17 protein-coding genes are annotated in these 17,172 nt (G+C 40.4%); 16 read left to right on the top strand and 1 reads right to left on the bottom strand.

Features of this window, described 5'->3' with window-relative positions; all coding sequences use genetic code 11:
- Positions 1 to 205 precede the first annotated feature (205 nt).
- The 12 genes from ABES03_RS24885 to ABES03_RS24830 all read left to right on the top strand — a co-directional run bounded on the left by ABES03_RS24885 (position 206) and on the right by ABES03_RS24830 (position 12,612).
- The gene (locus tag ABES03_RS24885) at positions 206 to 361 is read left to right on the top strand and encodes a YezD family protein (RefSeq protein WP_308084189.1); all 156 of its coding nucleotides are present in this window, start codon (positions 206 to 208) and stop codon (positions 359 to 361) included.
- Positions 362 to 482: 121 nt separating this feature from the next.
- Positions 483 to 1,199 carry a phosphoadenylyl-sulfate reductase gene (locus ABES03_RS24880; protein ID WP_430121771.1) on the top strand — a complete coding sequence of 239 codons (717 nt, stop codon included), beginning with the start codon at positions 483 to 485 and terminating at the stop codon, positions 1,197 to 1,199.
- A gap of 14 nt (positions 1,200 to 1,213) precedes the next feature.
- Positions 1,214 to 2,281, top strand: a complete 1,068-nt coding sequence (locus ABES03_RS24875) for an inorganic phosphate transporter (protein WP_430121769.1) — start codon at positions 1,214 to 1,216, stop codon at positions 2,279 to 2,281.
- Positions 2,282 to 2,361: 80 nt separating this feature from the next.
- Positions 2,362 to 3,510, top strand: a complete 1,149-nt coding sequence (sat, locus tag ABES03_RS24870) for a sulfate adenylyltransferase (RefSeq protein ID WP_430121767.1) — start codon at positions 2,362 to 2,364, stop codon at positions 3,508 to 3,510.
- Between the two features lie 12 nt (positions 3,511 to 3,522).
- Positions 3,523 to 4,122 (top strand): adenylyl-sulfate kinase, encoded by a 600-nt coding sequence (gene cysC, locus ABES03_RS24865; protein WP_430121765.1) that lies wholly within the window; start codon positions 3,523 to 3,525, stop codon positions 4,120 to 4,122.
- 27 nt (positions 4,123 to 4,149) lie between these two features.
- Positions 4,150 to 4,926 (top strand): uroporphyrinogen-III C-methyltransferase, encoded by a 777-nt coding sequence (cobA, locus tag ABES03_RS24860; RefSeq protein WP_430121763.1) that lies wholly within the window; start codon positions 4,150 to 4,152, stop codon positions 4,924 to 4,926.
- Positions 4,927 to 5,469: 543 nt separating this feature from the next.
- On the top strand, positions 5,470 to 5,628 hold the full coding sequence (locus tag ABES03_RS24855) for a hypothetical protein (protein WP_430121761.1): 159 nt from the start codon (positions 5,470 to 5,472) through the stop codon (positions 5,626 to 5,628).
- 299 nt (positions 5,629 to 5,927) lie between these two features.
- Complete coding sequence (locus tag ABES03_RS24850) at positions 5,928 to 6,653, top strand: sirohydrochlorin chelatase (protein WP_430121759.1); 726 nt, start codon at positions 5,928 to 5,930, stop codon at positions 6,651 to 6,653.
- A 511-nt stretch (positions 6,654 to 7,164) separates the two neighbouring features.
- The gene (locus tag ABES03_RS24845; protein ID WP_430121757.1) at positions 7,165 to 8,991 is read left to right on the top strand and encodes an assimilatory sulfite reductase (NADPH) flavoprotein subunit; all 1,827 of its coding nucleotides are present in this window, start codon (positions 7,165 to 7,167) and stop codon (positions 8,989 to 8,991) included.
- A 25-nt stretch (positions 8,992 to 9,016) separates the two neighbouring features.
- Positions 9,017 to 10,735 carry an assimilatory sulfite reductase (NADPH) hemoprotein subunit gene (gene cysI / locus ABES03_RS24840; protein ID WP_430121755.1) on the top strand — a complete coding sequence of 573 codons (1,719 nt, stop codon included), beginning with the start codon at positions 9,017 to 9,019 and terminating at the stop codon, positions 10,733 to 10,735.
- A 437-nt stretch (positions 10,736 to 11,172) separates the two neighbouring features.
- On the top strand, positions 11,173 to 11,571 hold the full coding sequence (locus tag ABES03_RS24835; RefSeq protein ID WP_430121753.1) for a DoxX family protein: 399 nt from the start codon (positions 11,173 to 11,175) through the stop codon (positions 11,569 to 11,571).
- Positions 11,572 to 11,643: 72 nt separating this feature from the next.
- The gene (locus ABES03_RS24830) at positions 11,644 to 12,612 is read left to right on the top strand and encodes a ring-cleaving dioxygenase (RefSeq protein ID WP_430121751.1); all 969 of its coding nucleotides are present in this window, start codon (positions 11,644 to 11,646) and stop codon (positions 12,610 to 12,612) included.
- 457 nt (positions 12,613 to 13,069) lie between these two features.
- Here ABES03_RS24830 and ABES03_RS24825 read toward each other — a convergent pair whose 3' ends face one another.
- Positions 13,070 to 14,485: a PQQ-dependent sugar dehydrogenase gene (locus ABES03_RS24825; RefSeq protein WP_430121749.1), complete on the bottom strand. Its 1,416-nt coding sequence runs from the start codon at positions 14,483 to 14,485 to the stop codon at positions 13,070 to 13,072.
- A 189-nt stretch (positions 14,486 to 14,674) separates the two neighbouring features.
- Here ABES03_RS24825 and ABES03_RS24820 point away from each other — a divergent pair, with 189 nt between their 5' ends.
- The 4 genes from ABES03_RS24820 (at position 14,675) to ABES03_RS24805 (ending at position 17,113) form a co-directional block, all read left to right on the top strand.
- Positions 14,675 to 15,064 (top strand): cupredoxin domain-containing protein, encoded by a 390-nt coding sequence (locus ABES03_RS24820; protein ID WP_430121747.1) that lies wholly within the window; start codon positions 14,675 to 14,677, stop codon positions 15,062 to 15,064.
- A 373-nt stretch (positions 15,065 to 15,437) separates the two neighbouring features.
- On the top strand, positions 15,438 to 16,082 hold the full coding sequence (locus tag ABES03_RS24815) for an alpha/beta hydrolase (RefSeq protein WP_430121745.1): 645 nt from the start codon (positions 15,438 to 15,440) through the stop codon (positions 16,080 to 16,082).
- Between the two features lie 48 nt (positions 16,083 to 16,130).
- Positions 16,131 to 16,901 (top strand): 2-keto-4-pentenoate hydratase, encoded by a 771-nt coding sequence (locus ABES03_RS24810; protein ID WP_430121743.1) that lies wholly within the window; start codon positions 16,131 to 16,133, stop codon positions 16,899 to 16,901.
- Positions 16,902 to 16,918: 17 nt separating this feature from the next.
- A complete protein-coding gene (locus tag ABES03_RS24805) occupies positions 16,919 to 17,113 on the top strand; it encodes a 2-hydroxymuconate tautomerase (protein ID WP_430121741.1) in 195 nt (64 codons plus the stop codon).
- Positions 17,114 to 17,172 lie beyond the last annotated feature (59 nt).

Raw genomic sequence — 17,172 nt, 5'->3', positions numbered from 1 at the left:
CGGTGTAATATCGGCTTTGGACGCTTATTTTCTTGTGTTTTGTGACTTCCATTACAGGATGTAAAAAGGTGCGAAAATTAATATACAAAAAATTAAATTTTTTTATTTACATAAAACCTATAGGTATGGTAGGATTAATTTCAATAAATTATTAAATTATTAAATTAATAAAATCTTCCTGGATTGATAAAGGGGGGCGAACCAACTGAAAGAAAACGAAAAGGAAGAACTATTCGCTCAGCTTGAGAAAATGCTCGAAACCTTACAATTTGGTTCAATTACACTGGTTGTCCAGGATGGCAAGATTGTGCAACTTGAAAAAATTGAAAAGGTTCGGATTCAATCGAATAAAAATCGCTGACTAGACAAACTAGAGGCGGTCTCCACTTTTACTTAAAAGGAGACCGCCTTTTTCTATTGAAAAAGGCGGAGCAAAACAGAAGTAACTTATTTTTTTATGAATGAAAAGGAGGCCTGTAGATATGACGACTACAGTAACTTATCAAAATTGGCGTGAACGATCAGATACATTTTCATTTGAGGATGAAACCAAAGGGGCTCGTTCCGTTTTAGAGTGGGCATACAGCAGCTATCCTGAACAAGAACTTGTGTATGCATCGAGCTTTGGGGCAGAAGCCATCGTGTTAATTGACTTAATCCAGCAGATTAAGCCCGACGCCCATATTGTTTTTTTAGATACAGGTTTACACTTCCCGGAAACCTATGAGGTCATTGACAAGATAGAAGCCAGATTTCCTAGCTTGAAAATTGAGAGAAAGCTCCCAAATCTTACCCTAGATGAACAAGCAGCACAATATGGATCAGCATTATGGAAACGAGATCCCGGCCAATGCTGCAATATCCGCAAGGTCATTCCTTTACGAGAAACACTAACAGCGAAACAAGCATGGATATCAGGCCTTCGAAGAGATCAATCACCAACAAGAGCAAATACAGAGTTTATTAATAAGGATGACAAATTTCAAAATATTAAAATCTGCCCATTAATCCATTGGACCTGGGAAGAAGTTTGGAGCTACATCAAAGAAAAAGACTTGCCGTACAACACCCTCCATGATCATGGATATCCAAGTATCGGATGCTTTCCATGTACACAGGCGACTGGGACGGATGGAGATTCCCGTGCTGGCCGCTGGGTGGGAAGCAGCAAGACTGAGTGTGGATTACACACGAAATAGGGAGGGCATATCATTTGCTCACAATCATTGCCATTACAATCGGATTATTTTTCGCAATTAATATAGGTGCTAGCGGGGCCGCCGCTTCGATGGGAATTGCCTACGGAGCTGGAGTAGTTAAAAAGAGGCTGGCATTACTCCTTTGTGCCATTGCAGTGTTCTTTGGCGCCTGGCTTGGCGGTGGAGAAGTAGTAAAGATGATTGGCAGCGGAATTGTTCCCAATAGCACATTTACCATTCCCATTGCCTTAATCGTTTTAACATCAGCAGCCCTGTCATTGTTCTTGGCTAACATATTTGGCATTCCACTTTCTACAAGTGAAGTGGCCGTTGGGTCAGTGGTTGGTGCCGGGATTGTTTATCAATCCGTATTCGTAAGTCACCTTTTCTGGATCATGATGTTTTGGCTCCTGACACCATTTGCTGCCTTTCTTATCGCTATTATTGCTTCTTATGTATTGAAAATTAAACAGCTGAAAAAATGGCTGGAAGCATCTAAAGCAGCTCCTTTTCTGTCAGTCCTTGTATTAATCATGGGTATGTTTGAGGCCTTTTCTGCAGGGATGAACAATGTGGCGAATGCGGTTGGACCGCTTGTAGGGGCCAACATCCTTTCAACAGGGGATGGTATTCTCTGGGGTGGCATCTTCGTCGCACTAGGTGCCTTGCTATTAGGTCATCGGGTTCTTGAAACAAACGGAAAAAAAATTACCACACTCAGGCTGGAGGAAGGCTGCGTTATCTCTGGTACAGGTGCAACAATTGTGACGATTGCATCTGTGTTTGGAATCCCCGTGCCGCTTACGCAAATCACGACCTCTTCCATTATTGGAATTGGTTTTGCGAAACACGGTAGAGCAGTATTAAAAAAAGGTATTGTGGTTCAACTGCTAACAGTCTGGATCGTTTCACCGGTTTTATCAATGGTCCTTTCGTACACGCTGATTCAGTTAATCATTGAACATAATTTTTACCCAATTATCGCCATGGGCGGTGCGTTAATTTCTGTGTTTGGGGTCCTGTCATTAATAAAAAAACAGAAAACCACTATTCCCATAAGACAAGAAATTGCTAAAGACTAAGTATTTTTCAATAAAATCTTAGTTTAATAAATTAATAATTTGTAGTCGAAAAAGGCTAACTAAAGAAAGGATTTGATTTTGTGTCATTTTTACCAAAGCCGCATGGAGGAAAATTAATCCAAGCATACAACCCAAATTTAGATCTATCACTTATTGAAAAAGAACTAGAAATTGATGCTATTGCCTTGAGTGACCTCGAGTTAATTGGCGTTGGACTATTCAGCCCGCTTACTGGGTTCCTTGGAAAAGCAGATTATGAATCAGTCGTTTCGAGCATGCGCCTAGCTGACAATACGATTTGGTCTATTCCTGTCACACTACCTGTTTCCACTGAAACGGCTGCCACATTAAAGGTAAGCGAGGAAATTAAGTTGATTTTTAACAATGAGGTTTATGGAGTCATTAAGGTATCCGAATGGTATGAACCGGACTTAGATAAAGAAGCACTAAAAGTATATAAAACACTAGAACTGGCTCACCCAGGTGTGAGACGTCTTTATGAAAGAGGTCCCGTTTACGTAGCGGGGGAAGTAACTCTCATTCAAAAACCGGAAAAGGGCGTCTTTACTGATGTATGGTTGGAGCCGAAAGAAACACGTGCCTTGTTTGAAGAAAAAGGCTGGAAAACAGTGGTCGGCTTCCAAACAAGAAATCCGATTCACCGCGCACATGAATACATCCAAAAGGCAGCATTAGAAACAGTTGATGGACTTTTCGTCAATCCACTAGTGGGGGAAACAAAATCAGATGACATCCCTGCCGACGTTCGTTTAAAAAGCTATCGTGTGTTACTTGAAAACTACTACCCTACTGAACGGGTTCAGCTAGGTGTGTATCCGGCAGCGATGCGTTACGCAGGACCACGCGAAGCCATTTTTCATGCGATTGCCCGAAAAAACTTTGGCTGCACACACTTCATCGTCGGACGCGATCACGCGGGTGTAGGCAATTATTATGGCACCTACGATGCACAGCTGATCTTTAGTGAATTTGAAGAAGGAGAACTTGGCATTAAACCATTGTTCTTTGAACACAGCTTTTATTGCAACAAATGTGAAGGTATGGCTTCAGATAAAACATGCCCACACAGCAACGAAGACCGTGTCATTCTTTCTGGAACAAAGGTGAGAGAAATGCTGCGCTCAGGAACTCTTCCACCATCAACATTCAGTCGTAAAGAAGTAGTAGAAGTGTTGATTGAAGGAATGAAAGAAACGACGACGGTCTAAGGAGGCAGAACAATGACGAAAGCAACAAATATTACATGGCATGCAACAACGGTTACTAAGGAAGACCGACGTTTGAAAAAGGGACATGGCAGCAGCGTTCTATGGTTTACGGGTCTCTCTGGTTCTGGGAAATCGACCATTGCCAATGCCGTATCCAGCGAATTGTTTCGTCAAGGAATAACGGAATACGTTTTGGACGGTGATAATATCCGCCATGGTTTAAATAAAGATCTTGGCTTTTCTGACCACGATCGTACCGAAAATATTAGGAGAATTGGAGAAGTAGCGAAATTGTTTGTAGACAGCGGAGCCCTGGTGACAACTGCGTTTATTTCTCCCTTCCGTTCTGACCGTGATCAAGTTCGCGAACTGTTTCAAGATGGTGAGTTTATTGAGGTTTTTATCGATTGCCCTCTTGAAGAATGTGAAAGACGTGACCCCAAACAGTTATATGTGAAAGCTCGTCGTGGTGAAATTAAAGATTTTACAGGGATCAACTCACCATATGAGGCGCCGTTAAGTCCAGAAATCACAGTTAGGTCTGATCAATTAACCGTTGAAGAAGCAGTAAAACAAATATTTGGATTTTTGCAGGATAAGAACATTATTTAACTGGTAATATAGAAAGGATGAATAGCCATGGTTGGAAAGGTGTATTTAGTGGGGGCGGGTCCAGGTGATCCAGAATTAATTACGGTAAAAGGCTTACGGTACCTGCAGCAAGCTGATGTCATCCTTTATGACCGACTGGTAAATCCTGAACTTTTAAAGCATGCAAAAAAAGGCGCCAAACTAGTATATTGTGGTAAACTTCCACATCACCATACAATGAAGCAGGAAACAATCAACCATTTTTTAATAAAGTATGCGAAAAAGGGTCTTCAGGTCGTTCGACTAAAGGGAGGGGATCCCTTTGTGTTCGGCCGTGGGGGAGAAGAAGCCGAGGAATGCTTGAGGAATGAAGTTCCCTTTGAGGTTGTTCCAGGGATCACGGCAGGCATTGCCGCTTCGGCTTATGCAGGAATTCCTGTCACCCATCGATATTTGAGTAGAAGTTTTGCCTTTATTACTGGTCATCAAGCAGGGGACCTAGCGGCAGAACACCAATGGTCACACTTGGCAAAAGGAGTTGACACCCTTTGTGTCTATATGGGAGTTTCACATCTTTCGACGATTATTAATGAACTAATTCAACACGGAAAATCTCCTCAGACACCAATTGCTCTTATCCAATGGGGAACATTAAGTGACCAAAGAACGGTTGTTGGAACGCTTGAAACGATCGAAGAACGAGTGAAGGTAGCAGGTGTTTCAAATCCGAGCATGATTGTGATTGGAGAGGTTGTTCGTCTTCATAAGGATCTGAATTGGTTCAATGAAGAAATAATGCCAAGTTTGCCAATAAGGCATGGATAAGGTTAGTCACGTAGAAGCAGTCTATGAGCCCGAATAGAGGAAAAGAAAGAGGAAACGGTCACGTAGAAGCAGTCTATGAGCCCGAATAGAGGAAAAGAAAGAAGAAACGGTCACGTAGAAGGTGTCTATGAGCCCGAATTGAGGAAAAGAAAGAAGAAACGGTCACGTAGAAGGTGTCTATGAGCCCAAATAGAGGAAAAGAAAGAGGAAACGGTCACGTAGAAGGTGTCTATGAGCCCGAATAGAGGATAGGAAAGAAGAAACGGTCACGTAGAAGGTGTCTATGAGCCCGAGCAAAGGGAAAAAATGAGGAAACGGTCACGTAGAAGCAGTCTATAAGCCCAAATAGAGGAAAAGAAAGAGGAAACGGTCAGGTAGAAGGTGTCTATAAGCCCGAATAGAGGAAAAGAAAGAAGAAACGGTCGCGTAGAAGGAGTCTATGAGCCCGAGCAAAGGGGAAAAATGAGGAAACGGTCACGTAGAAGCAGTCTATAAGCCCAAACAGAGGAAAAGAAAGAGGAAACGGTCGCGTAGAAGTAATCTATGAGCCGGAGAAGAGGAAAAGAAAGAAGAAACGATCATGTAGAGGCAGCTATGAGCCCGAATAGAGGAAAAGAAAGAGGAAACGGTCGCGTAGAAGGAGTCTATGAGCCCGAGCAAAGGGAAAAAATGAGGAAACGGTCACGTAGAAGCAGTCTATAAGCCCAAATAGAGGAAAAGAATGAAGAAACGTTCACGTAGAAGCAGTCAATGAGCCCGAACAGAGGAAAAGAAAGAGGAAAAGGTCACGTAGAAGAAGTCTATAAGCCCGAACAGAGGAAAAGAAAGAGGAACGGGATGTAAAATAAGCTGAAATAAAGTATTCCTATTGGGCTTATAGTAGTTTAAAATAAATAATAGTAATCCTATTGGATTTAATGATTTAAGTAAAATGTTTTTTTAAATAGTCTTGAATTATTGTATGGTCGAAAGATTTCGACCTCCTAAAAGTGAGGAATTCTATGAGAGCAATACTTTACATTGGTCATGGGACGCGCTCAAAAAAAGGAGCGGAAGAAGCGAAAGCTTTTATCCAAAGAGTAATGAAGCGAGTGAATATTCCGATTCAAGAACTTAGTTTCCTTGAATTGACTGCTCCTTTGATTGAAGAAGGCTTTCAGCGTTGTGTTGAAAGGGGAGCGACAGAAATGACTGTCGTCCCTTTGTTCCTTTTGGCGGCAGGACATATAAAGCAGGATATTCCTGAAGTACTTTCTTCATTGAAGGTCAAATATCCACATATTGAGGTAAATGTGAAGGACCCTTTTGGTGTCCAGGGGCCAATTCTGGATGGAATAGCAGAGTTGGTTCATTCTACTGCCGGTGACATAGGACGGGAAGATCGATTATTGATTGTTGGAAGAGGTAGTAGTGATCCAGTTGTTCACGATGATTTTGCAAGGATTGCTAAGGGAATTCGTGAGCGGCTGGGAATCAAGCATGTGTCTGTTTGTTATATGGCTGCAGCCGAGCCTAGGCTGAGTGAAGGGTTAGAGATGATTACAGAAGGTGCGGTTGGCCGAGTGCTGGTTGTCCCATATTTATTATTCTCCGGGCTGCTTACCGCTGAAGTGAATCAAGAGATACGGAAGAGACAAAAGGAAGGGCAGCAAATTCTTCATACGGGCCCTTTAAGTGGTCATCGGGTGATTGAGGATATTGTTGTAAATCGGGCGACAAGGGAATAAGATGCTGGCAGATCGATAAGAACAATTCATAAAGCCTATTCACCAGAAAAAAGAGGTCTACGGTCTTTAATAAAGATTCATAGTGCCCGTCCAGCTAAAAAACCGAGGTCCATGGGCACTATAAGAGGTCCACAATGCCCGTCCAACGAAAAAACTGAGGTCCATGGGCACTATAAGAGGTCCAAAGTGCCCGTCCAACGAAAAAACCGAGGTCCATGGGCACTATAAGAGGTCCAAAGTGCCCGTCCAACGGAAAAACTGAGGTCCGTGGGCACTGTAAGAGGTCCACAATGCCCGTCCAGAGAAAAAAACGAGGTTCACGGGCACAATAAGAGGCCATAATGCCCGTCTTAATGAAAAACCGAAACCCACGGGCATGAAAAAAAGCTCAATTTAACCTACCCAATGTAAAATAACAGATTCATAGTTTAATAACACAAAAACACATAACGGTCGCCCAAAATACGACCAAATTAACGAAAAAGATTATTCCTTAGTGAGGTGGATATCGTTGCAACTTCAGGTAATCAACAGTCCGTTTAATCAGGAGCAGGCAGAACTTCTTAACCGCCTTTTGCCAACCTTAACAGACGCCCAAAAAGTTTGGTTGAGTGGCTATCTTGCTGCAACCCCATTTACTGTTATTGGAGCAGCCAACAACCAGGGGGCAGTCCTCCCTGTCCAAAGCACTGAACCAAAAACAACAAAAGAGGTAACTGTCCTTTATGGTTCACAAACGGGCAATGCTAGGGGACTAGCAAAGAAAACGGGCAAAACATTAGAGGAAAAAGGGTTCCAAGTAACCGTCTCTTCTATGAATGATTTTAAAACAAATAATTTAAAGAAAGTCCAAAACCTTTTTATTATAGTAAGTACCCATGGTGAAGGAGAGCCACCCGATAGTGCACTCACATTCCATGAGTTTTTACACAGCAAAAGAGCACCAAAGCTCACGGATGTTCATTTCTCGGTGCTAGCTCTTGGCGATAGCTCATATGAATTCTTCTGTCAAACAGGAAAGGAATTTGATGCTCGCCTCGAAGAATTAGGCGGCACACGCCTATATCCACGCTTCGACTGCGATGTGGATTATGATGAGCCAGCATCTGAGTGGCTTGAAGGAGTCCTCGGCAGCTTAAATACCGAACTAGAAGGAATTACGGCTTCAGCCACAAGTCCAGTAGCGGCAGCAGCACTAATTACTGAATCAGAGTACTCAAGAACCAATCCATTTAAAGCCGAAGTACTTGAAAATATCAACTTAAACGGACGTGGCTCCAATAAAGAAACACGTCACCTTGAACTATCACTCGAAGGCTCAGGACTGACCTTTGAACCAGGTGATAGTCTAGGAATCTATCCAGAAAACGACCCAGCACTCGTTGAACAGCTCCTTGCTGAGTTGCCATGGAGTGCGGAAGAAACAGTGACCGTTAACAAACAGGGTTATGCTCTATCATTACAAAAAGCGCTCACTTCATATTTTGAGATTACCGTTTTATCAAAACCGTTCCTTGAAAAAGTGGCAAAGCTTTCAAAAAATGAGGAGTTACAAGACCTGCTGGCACCTGGTAATGAGGAAAAAATGAAAGCATACATCCATGGACGTGACCTGCTTGACCTGATTCTTGACTTTGGTCCATGGGGAGAATCGGCACAGGAATTTATTTCTGTCCTTCGTAAAATCCCTGCTCGTCTTTACTCGATTGCGAGCAGCTTAGCAGCCACCCCGGATGAAGTCCATTTAACGATTGGTGCTGTACGCTATGATGCCCATGGTCGTGATAGAAAGGGAGTTTGCTCCATTTTAACAGCTGAACGCTTGCAACCTGGAGATACACTACCTGTATTTATACAGCAAAACGAGAACTTTAAGCTGCCAACAAACCCAGAAACGCCAATTATCATGGTTGGACCTGGTACAGGAGTAGCACCATTCCGTTCGTTCATTCAAGAACGAGAAGAAACAGGTGCAGAAGGGAAATCATGGCTATTCTTCGGAGACCAACATTTTGTGACTGATTTCCTTTACCAAACCGAATGGCAAAAGTGGTTAAAAGAAGGCAATCTGACAAAAGTGGATGTGGCTTTTTCACGTGATACGGAAGAGAAAGTATATGTTCAGCACCGCATGCATGAGCATAGCAAAGAATTATTTGAGTGGCTGCAAGAAGGAGCACACCTGTATATTTGCGGTGATGAAAAACACATGGCACATGATGTCCATCACACGCTTCTTTCAATTATTGAAAAAGAAGGCAGTATGAGCCGTGACCAAGCAGAAGCCTATCTTGCAGAGATGCAGCAGCAAAAACGATACCAACGGGATGTATATTGATGGGATGGAAAGGAGTTATTTCAACATGGTGAAACAAATCTTAAAAGCGCCGGACGGCCCGCCAAGTGATGTTGAGGGCATTAAAGAACGAAGCAACTATTTGCGTGGTACATTAAAAGAAGTCATGGCCGACAGGATCAGCGCCGGAATTCCTGAGGATGACAACCGTCTCATGAAGCATCACGGCAGCTACCTTCAAGATGACCGTGATCTACGTAACGAACGACAAAAACAAAAACTTGAACCAGCGTATCAGTTCATGTTGCGTGTTCGATTGCCTGGTGGAGTGGCTTCTCCCTCCCAGTGGCTGGTCATGGATGAACTTGCTGATAAATACGGAAATGGCACATTGAAATTGACAACACGTGAGACGTTCCAAATGCACGGGATTTTAAAATGGAATATGAAAAAGACGATTCAGGAAATTCATGCATCGCTTTTAGACACCATTGCTGCTTGTGGGGATGTTAATCGTAACGTCATGTGTGCTTCAAATCCGTATCAGTCTGAGATTCATGCTGAAGTGTATGAATGGTCTAAAAAATTAAGTGATGACCTCTTGCCACGTACAAGAGCCTATCATGAAGTTTGGCTGGACGAAGAAAAGGTAGCCGGTACACCCGATGTGGAAGAAGTAGAACCAATGTATGGGCCGCTTTATTTACCAAGGAAATTTAAAATTGGAATTGCGGTTCCTCCATCTAATGATATTGATGTCTTTTCACAAGATCTTGGTTTCATTGCCATTGTGGATGATGGCAAGTTAATCGGATTCAACGTAGCGATTGGCGGAGGAATGGGGATGAGCCATGGTGATACAGCAACCTACCCGCAGCTTGCGAAGGTTATTGGTTTCTGTAAGCCAGACCAGTTGTATGAAGTAGCGGAAAAAACAATTACCATTCAACGTGACTATGGAAACCGTTCAGTTCGGAAAAATGCACGCTTTAAATATACGGTTGACCGCTTAGGTTTAGAGACAGTAAAGACGGAACTAGAAAATCGTCTTGGCTGGAAATTGGATGAAGCTAAATCCTATCATTTTGACCATAACGGAGATCGTTACGGCTGGGTAAAAGGTATACAAGGTAAATGGAATTTAACCTTATTTATCGAAGGTGGTCGTGTTGCTGATTTTGCGGACTATAAGCTAAAAACGGCACTTCGTGAAATTGCAAAAATCCAAACAGGTGATTTCCATTTAACACCGAATCAAAACGTGATTATCGCCAATGTATCTAGTCAGAAAAAGAAACAAATCAATGCTCTAATTGAACAATACGGTTTGACCGATGGAAGCCACTTTTCAGCTCTCCGTCGCAATTCGATGGCATGTGTGGCGCTGCCAACCTGCGGATTGGCGATGGCAGAAGCAGAGCGTTATTTACCGAATCTAATTGATAAAATTGAGACCATTGTCGATGAAAACGGCCTTCGCAACGAAGAAATCACCATTCGTATGACAGGCTGTCCAAACGGCTGCGCCAGACATGCACTTGGTGAAATTGGCTTCATCGGTAAAGCGCCAGGAAAATACAATATGTATCTAGGTGCAGCACACGATGGAAGCCGCCTAAGCAAAATGTACCGGGAAAATATTGGTGAGGATGAAATCTTGAAGGAACTAAACGTTGTACTTTCCCGCTATGCCAAAGAACGCAACGAAGGGGAGCACTTTGGAGATTTCACCATTCGTGCAGGGATCGTCAAGGCAACAACAGATGGAACGAATTTTCACGAATAAGGATTGGCATGGCACCTTAACGGGTATAGTTCCCTGTCTAAAAAAGTAAATAAAAAGAGTGTCAAATTTAATATTTGACACTCTTTTTATTGATAAAGAGCGATTCACACAGGAACTCTACAATACCTTGCATAGGATTGGTCCTGTATATAAGAGCAAGCTAGTTCAATAAAATAAAAGGGTATTGACAAAAAAATATATAAGTATTATTATTATCTCAGATTCAAGATAATTTAATTCGAGATATAAAAATGGTGTGCTAAATGGAATGGAAATGCTTGAATTTGCAAAATGCAAAAAACAAGCTTTGTATTACGGGAAAATCAACTGTTTAAATCATTAGATTCTGATGAGGCAAAGACATTGGTGCATAAAAATAATTTTTTTTAATACATTATCTCGAATTCGAGATAAATAACATTTAGGAGGATTTTAAAATGATAAACATTGGTCTATTAATCATTCGATTGGTAATTGGTTTACTATTTGTGGGTCACGGTGCTCAAAAATTATTTGGCTGGTTCGGTGGCTACGGATTGAAAGGAACTGGTGGATGGTTTGAATCCATTGGCATGAAACCAGGAGTGACAATGGCTCTTTTCGCAGGGTTAACAGAACTAATTGGAGGACTTTTGTTTGCTTTAGGACTATTAACACCACTTGCAGGAATTATGATTGCAGGAACTATGTTAATGGCTATCGTAAAAGTGCATGCTCCAAATGGATTATGGGCAACATCAAATGGATATGAATATAACTTAACTTTGGTTTCAGTTGCAATTGGTATAGCTTTGGTCGGTCCCGGTCAATATGCTTTAGATTCATTTTTATTCTAAAAATATCGTATTTTATGAGACTTTTACCAATTACGTGCGGTTTTAAAATATTATGACAGGGGTGATTAGGAGATGGAACTCTTAGGACTACATCATGTATCAATACTAACAGGAAAAGCGGAAAAAAATTATGAATTTTATACAAAAATTTTAGGAATGAGATTGGTAAAGAAAACGGTTAACCAAGATAATATAGAATCCTATCATCTTTTCTATGCCGACGCTGAAGGAACCCCGGGAACAGAAGTTACGTTTTTTGACATTCCTCATCTTGGGCAAACATACAGAGGAACTTCAGATATTTCTACTGTATCACTAAGAGTTAGAAATTCGGATTCATTGTTATTTTGGAAAGAACGTTTTAACCAATTTGGGGTTCAACATGATGATGTTCAAAAAAGAGCAAATCGTGATACATTGGCTTTCAGAGATTTCGAGGGGACTCGCTTAACACTGGTAGCGGATAACGGTGAAAAAGGTGTGAGAGCAGGGATTCCTTGGAAAAGGGATGATATTCCACTGGAACATGCCCATATTGGTTTAGGGCCAGTAACCCTCACAGTCGCAATTGCAGAACCAACTATCGGTGTTTTAACAGAAGTTATGGGCTTTCGATTTGCCGGTTCTTATCCTTCACTTGAAGGAGAGCATCCAGATATATTGATTTATGCAACTGGAGAAGGCGGCAGCGGTGCGGAAGTCCATATTGAAACAAGACCCGATTTGCCAAGAGTCCGCTTAGGTCGTGGAGGTGTTCACCATGTTGCCTTCCGTGTTCCGAATGAGGAAGAATATAATGAATGGGCAGTGCGTTTGAAAGAATACAGGTTACCGAATTCAGGGAAAGTGGAACGGTATTACTTCAAGGCCTTATATTTCAGGGAACCCAATGGAATATTATTTGAATTATCAACAGATACACCAGGATTTGCGACAGATGAACCAATGGAAACAATGGGGGAAAAACTAGCACTTCCACCATTTTTGGAACCAAATCGAAAAGAGATCGAAGAAAAATTACGACCTTTGATCTTAAATTAAATCTTGAGGAAGAGTCAATAGAACCTTTTCTATTGACTCGTTTTATTATGTTTGAATTGAAATGCTCCGAAAGGAAGATGGCGAAGGATTGAATGTACTTAATGGAAAATTTGAGTTATCTCGGCCGACCAAATTGACGAAGCTTACGAACGCGTATTAGCTTCAGATGTGAAGTATCGATTTGTGATTGATATAAGCACAATGTGATTTAAATTCTATTGGTCCATTCGAGGGTGTCCAAAAAGCCTAGCTTTTTGGACACCTTTTTATAGATGTTGCTTCAAAGTGGAATTAAGTCAAAGAAGTTGCGCTTGTAACTGGCGGGAATCGAGGAATAAATATAAGGAAAATAAACAAACGAGGGAGCATGATTAGATTGCTCTCTTGTTTGTTTACTATTTTGATTCAATTAATCTACCAAAGAAAATTCATCTTGTTTTAAGTCGATAGTTATGAATCATGGAACAATTTCATAAATAGTACCTTGGTTAAAATCAGTCACTTTCATAGAGTTATAAACGCCTAAATATAATTTGGTCTGATCCAGATTTGTTCCTAAATTAACATAATAAGCGGATTGAGACCCAAAATTATAATCGGTTTCAATCACACCAAAATCATTTAGTTTGCCATCTGTTCTTATCCTGCTATAAGCTAAAACCCCTCTAACCGCTGTTTGTGATTCTCCTTTCCGAGCAATATCAGTAAACACAACACTACCCGATAACTCAGAGATTCCATTCCCCATATAGGCTTGCACGCCTGTAAGTGCAGTTCCTCCAAACTTATCGGGTCTTTCATCTTTATGAAAATAACTAGTTAGAGGGTGAATACGCCTCGTTGAAGTGTTTACTGCTTCATTGTAATAAGCAATGGTTTTCTCATCCAAAGTCGGATTTGAAGAGCAGCCCCTTATAATGGAGGTAGGAAAAGCACCTTCCCACCCTCGCCATCCAAAGTTAATGAATCCTTCTTGGTCAAGTTCAATGTTATTTAAAGAAGCTTGAACAAGCTGAGTGACTGGGATGGCTTTAAAATGAATGAAAGAAAAAATCGATTCCACCAAATCCTGTCCGACCTGTCCTACATATTTCATATACTGATTATAAATTCTTTGATAAGAAATACCTGGGATATTGCGAACCCCTTTAGCTATTACCGTAAGCGTTTCCTGAATTGGTAAGGGAAGTTCATTAAACCGTGAGACTACGGGTGGGTTATTAATAAATGTATTCTTAGCTATATCCATTTCAATGATTTTACCGGCAATCTCCATATCGTCCTGACTTAAATTAAATGGATCATAGCCTGATCCACCATCACCGGTAGTTATAACAAGTTTTCCTGTTTCAGGTGAAAAGTTTAAGCTATTAACACCATTATGATTAAAAAATGGTCTTCTTAAGTTAAGTAATGTCCGTCGTTTTTGAGGTTGACCATTCGATTGTACAATCCATTCTTCCACGGTATCAACATGATCATATTGAGTTTCTCTATTTACCCACTTTAGGTTTAAAGTATTGGGAACACACGGGTTAGGATTGAAAGGTTCTGGAAGGGCACCTGGACCTTGTGTTCCAGATACTGAATAGTGAATATAAAACAGTCCGTTATAATAAAACTCCGGATGAAACGCCAGCCCCATCAATCCCCGTTCATCATACCCACCACCAGGATCACCCAGCTTGATGATTTGCTGCCGAATATCTAAAAAAGTTCGTACTGCCCCATTTCCTATGTAAAAAATCTCTCCAACTTGAGTTGCAATAAATAATCTTTCAATGGAGTCACCCGGAAGTGTAGCTGTTTTCAAGACAGTGGGTAAATTTATCTTACTTACAATGGGCCGTAAACGAACCTTAACTTTTTTCAAGTAACTTTACACCCCTTCTTATTGTTTTCTTTATAAGAATATGATTTGAACTACTCTATTAGTCCAAATGAGGGGAGTGGAATCCGGCAGTTGATTTTATCCACACTTAGTTTTTATTTGAACTCATTTTATTGTGATAATTTTTTAGGAGTTGGAAAAAAATAGTACCGAGGAAAGGAGGGATTGCAAATGTCTGTGAAAAAGTGGGTAACTCAATTCATCGTGTTGCTTACAATCATTTTGGTTGTGACAGCTGCAGGCACACACAGTGTATTTGCTGAATTTGGGGTGGATACACAGTCTTTTGAGTCAGGGAAAGCAATGGAGGTCAAATTGTACGATGATGCCTTTAATCCGAAAGTCATCACTATTCCGTCTGGAAGAACGACAACATTGAAATTAAAAAACGAAGGCAAGAAAAAACACACCTTCACAGTGGAAAAGCTTAGTATTGAAGAAGAAGTCCAGCCTGGACAAGAAAAGACCATTACTGTTAATCCGAAAAATGCCGGTACGTATGAACTGATCTGTCGTTACCATTTCCAAGAAGGAATGGTTGGAAAAGTAATAGTCAAATAACAAGCAGGGCCAAGTGGCCTTGCTTGTTAGGAGTATTTTAATAAAATTTCTCCTTAAGGACTAAGTGGTAGTCTTCCCCTTCATTGCTTATAATACCTTCGAAAGACCAGTTTCCTCACACATTAATGCAATCGTTATTTTTTTCCTATTTTTAAAGGAACGTATTTTAGAGACAATATCCATGTCAATCACATCAGATAGTTTTTTAATAGAAAACTTTATTTCATAAATACGAAAAATTGTTGACAATCCATATTTACATTATATATTCTATAAGGGAACAAAAATTCATATAAGAAAACTTAAAGATGATATACATTATATTTGTCTATTTCTTTTATTAAATCATGTTATATACTAGGAGGTTTTGAAAATGGAAACCGAAATGAAATATGAACTTCGCCGTCCTAAGAATATGATTCCTGGGAAAAAGTATCCCGCATTATTTGTTATGCATGGTATAGGAAGCAATGAACAAAATATGTTGTCACTTGTTAATGGTCTAGAGGATTCCTTCTTTATTTTTAGTGTAAGGGGACATTTGACGCAAGGACCGGGATTTGCCTACTTTACAATCCAAGGTTATGGAAAACCACATCGAGAAGTATTCGATGACGGAATCAAAAAGCTCGCTAAATTTATTGATTATGCATCAATAAAATATGAAATAGATCCACAGCAATTATATTTGTTGGGCTTTAGCCAGGGGGCTATTGTTTCAATGACATTAGCACTCACCCTTGGAAACAAAATTAAGGGTGTAGTGGCACTAAGTGGTTACATTCCTCAATTTGTAAAGGAAGAATACATGACAAACCCAGGCAAGCATTTATCAGTGTTTATATCACACGGGGAATTTGATCAGGTCCTACCATTCGAGTGGGGGAAAGAAAATGTCGATTATTTTACTGAGCTTGGGGTTCCCGTGACTTTTAAAGCTTATCTGGAAGGGCACACTGTAACCGAAAAAAATCTTCAGGACTTTCAATCTTGGATATTAAATGATTTACAAAGATAATTAATTTGGATAATGTCATGGAATTTATTAAAAACGGAGAATGTGAACATGAATCTAAATGTCATTTCTAATGAAATTTACCATCATCAAAAAAGTGCTGTAGAAATGGATAAAATCTCAACACGGTTTCCCTCTATTACCATTGAGGATGCTTATAAAATTCAAGAAACCAACATGAAAAAGGATTTAAAAGATGGCGATCAATTTTTTGGCTGGAAAATGGGTCTAACCAGTTTCGCGAAGCAACAATCCGTAGGGGTCAATCAACCCATTTACGGAAGATTGCTTAAGTCAATGGAAATGTCCAAAAAGGAACTTTCTTTGGAAGGTTTGATTCATCCACGAGTGGAACCGGAATTTGCTTTATTAATTAATAAAAAACTTGAAGGAAATAATGTCACTGAGCAAGAGGTATGGCAGGCTACTGAAGGGATAATGACTGCAATAGAGGTCATTGACAGTCGATATAAAGATTTTTCATTTAACCTCATTGATGTAGTTGCAGATAATGCTTCTAGTGCAAAATTTTTTCTTTCGGGAAAAATATATGAACCAAATAAGTTTCCATGGGAAAAAACGAAGGTTCGAATGAAGTTAAATGGTAAAGTAGTTCAAGAAGGAAAAGGTTCAGCCGTTATGGGAGACCCTGTTCGTTCGGTGGTTGAATTGGTCAAAATGTTACATTCCTCTGGGCTTTGTATTGAACCTGGGATGATTGTCCTAACCGGTGGAATAACGGAAGCCATTCATGTTTTTAGTGGGGATTCCATTGAGGTTGAATTTGTTGAGTTGGATAAAATTGGTTTAACTGTTCTTTAAAAATTGGGAGGTTTAAAATGCCAATTGTTCAGGTACACTTGCTTGAGGGTAGAACGAAAGAATTAAAACAGCAGTTGATTGCAGAGATTACGGCAGCAGTTAGTCGGACGTTAGGTAATTCACCCGAAACAATCAGAGTATTGCTACACGACATACCACATGAAAATTGGGGTGTAGCTGGCTTGCCCATGAGTAATAGACGAGATAATTAAGTTAGTTGAAGAAACAAAAGAAAAAAATGGCTCAATTCTAAAGAACTAAGCCATTTTTT

Source organism: Neobacillus rhizosphaerae, from assembly GCF_050477885.1.
In the GTDB taxonomy this organism is placed as follows: Bacteria; Bacillota; Bacilli; order Bacillales; family Cytobacillaceae; genus Neobacillus; species Neobacillus rhizosphaerae_A.
This window is presented reverse-complemented; position numbering and strand designations above follow the sequence as displayed.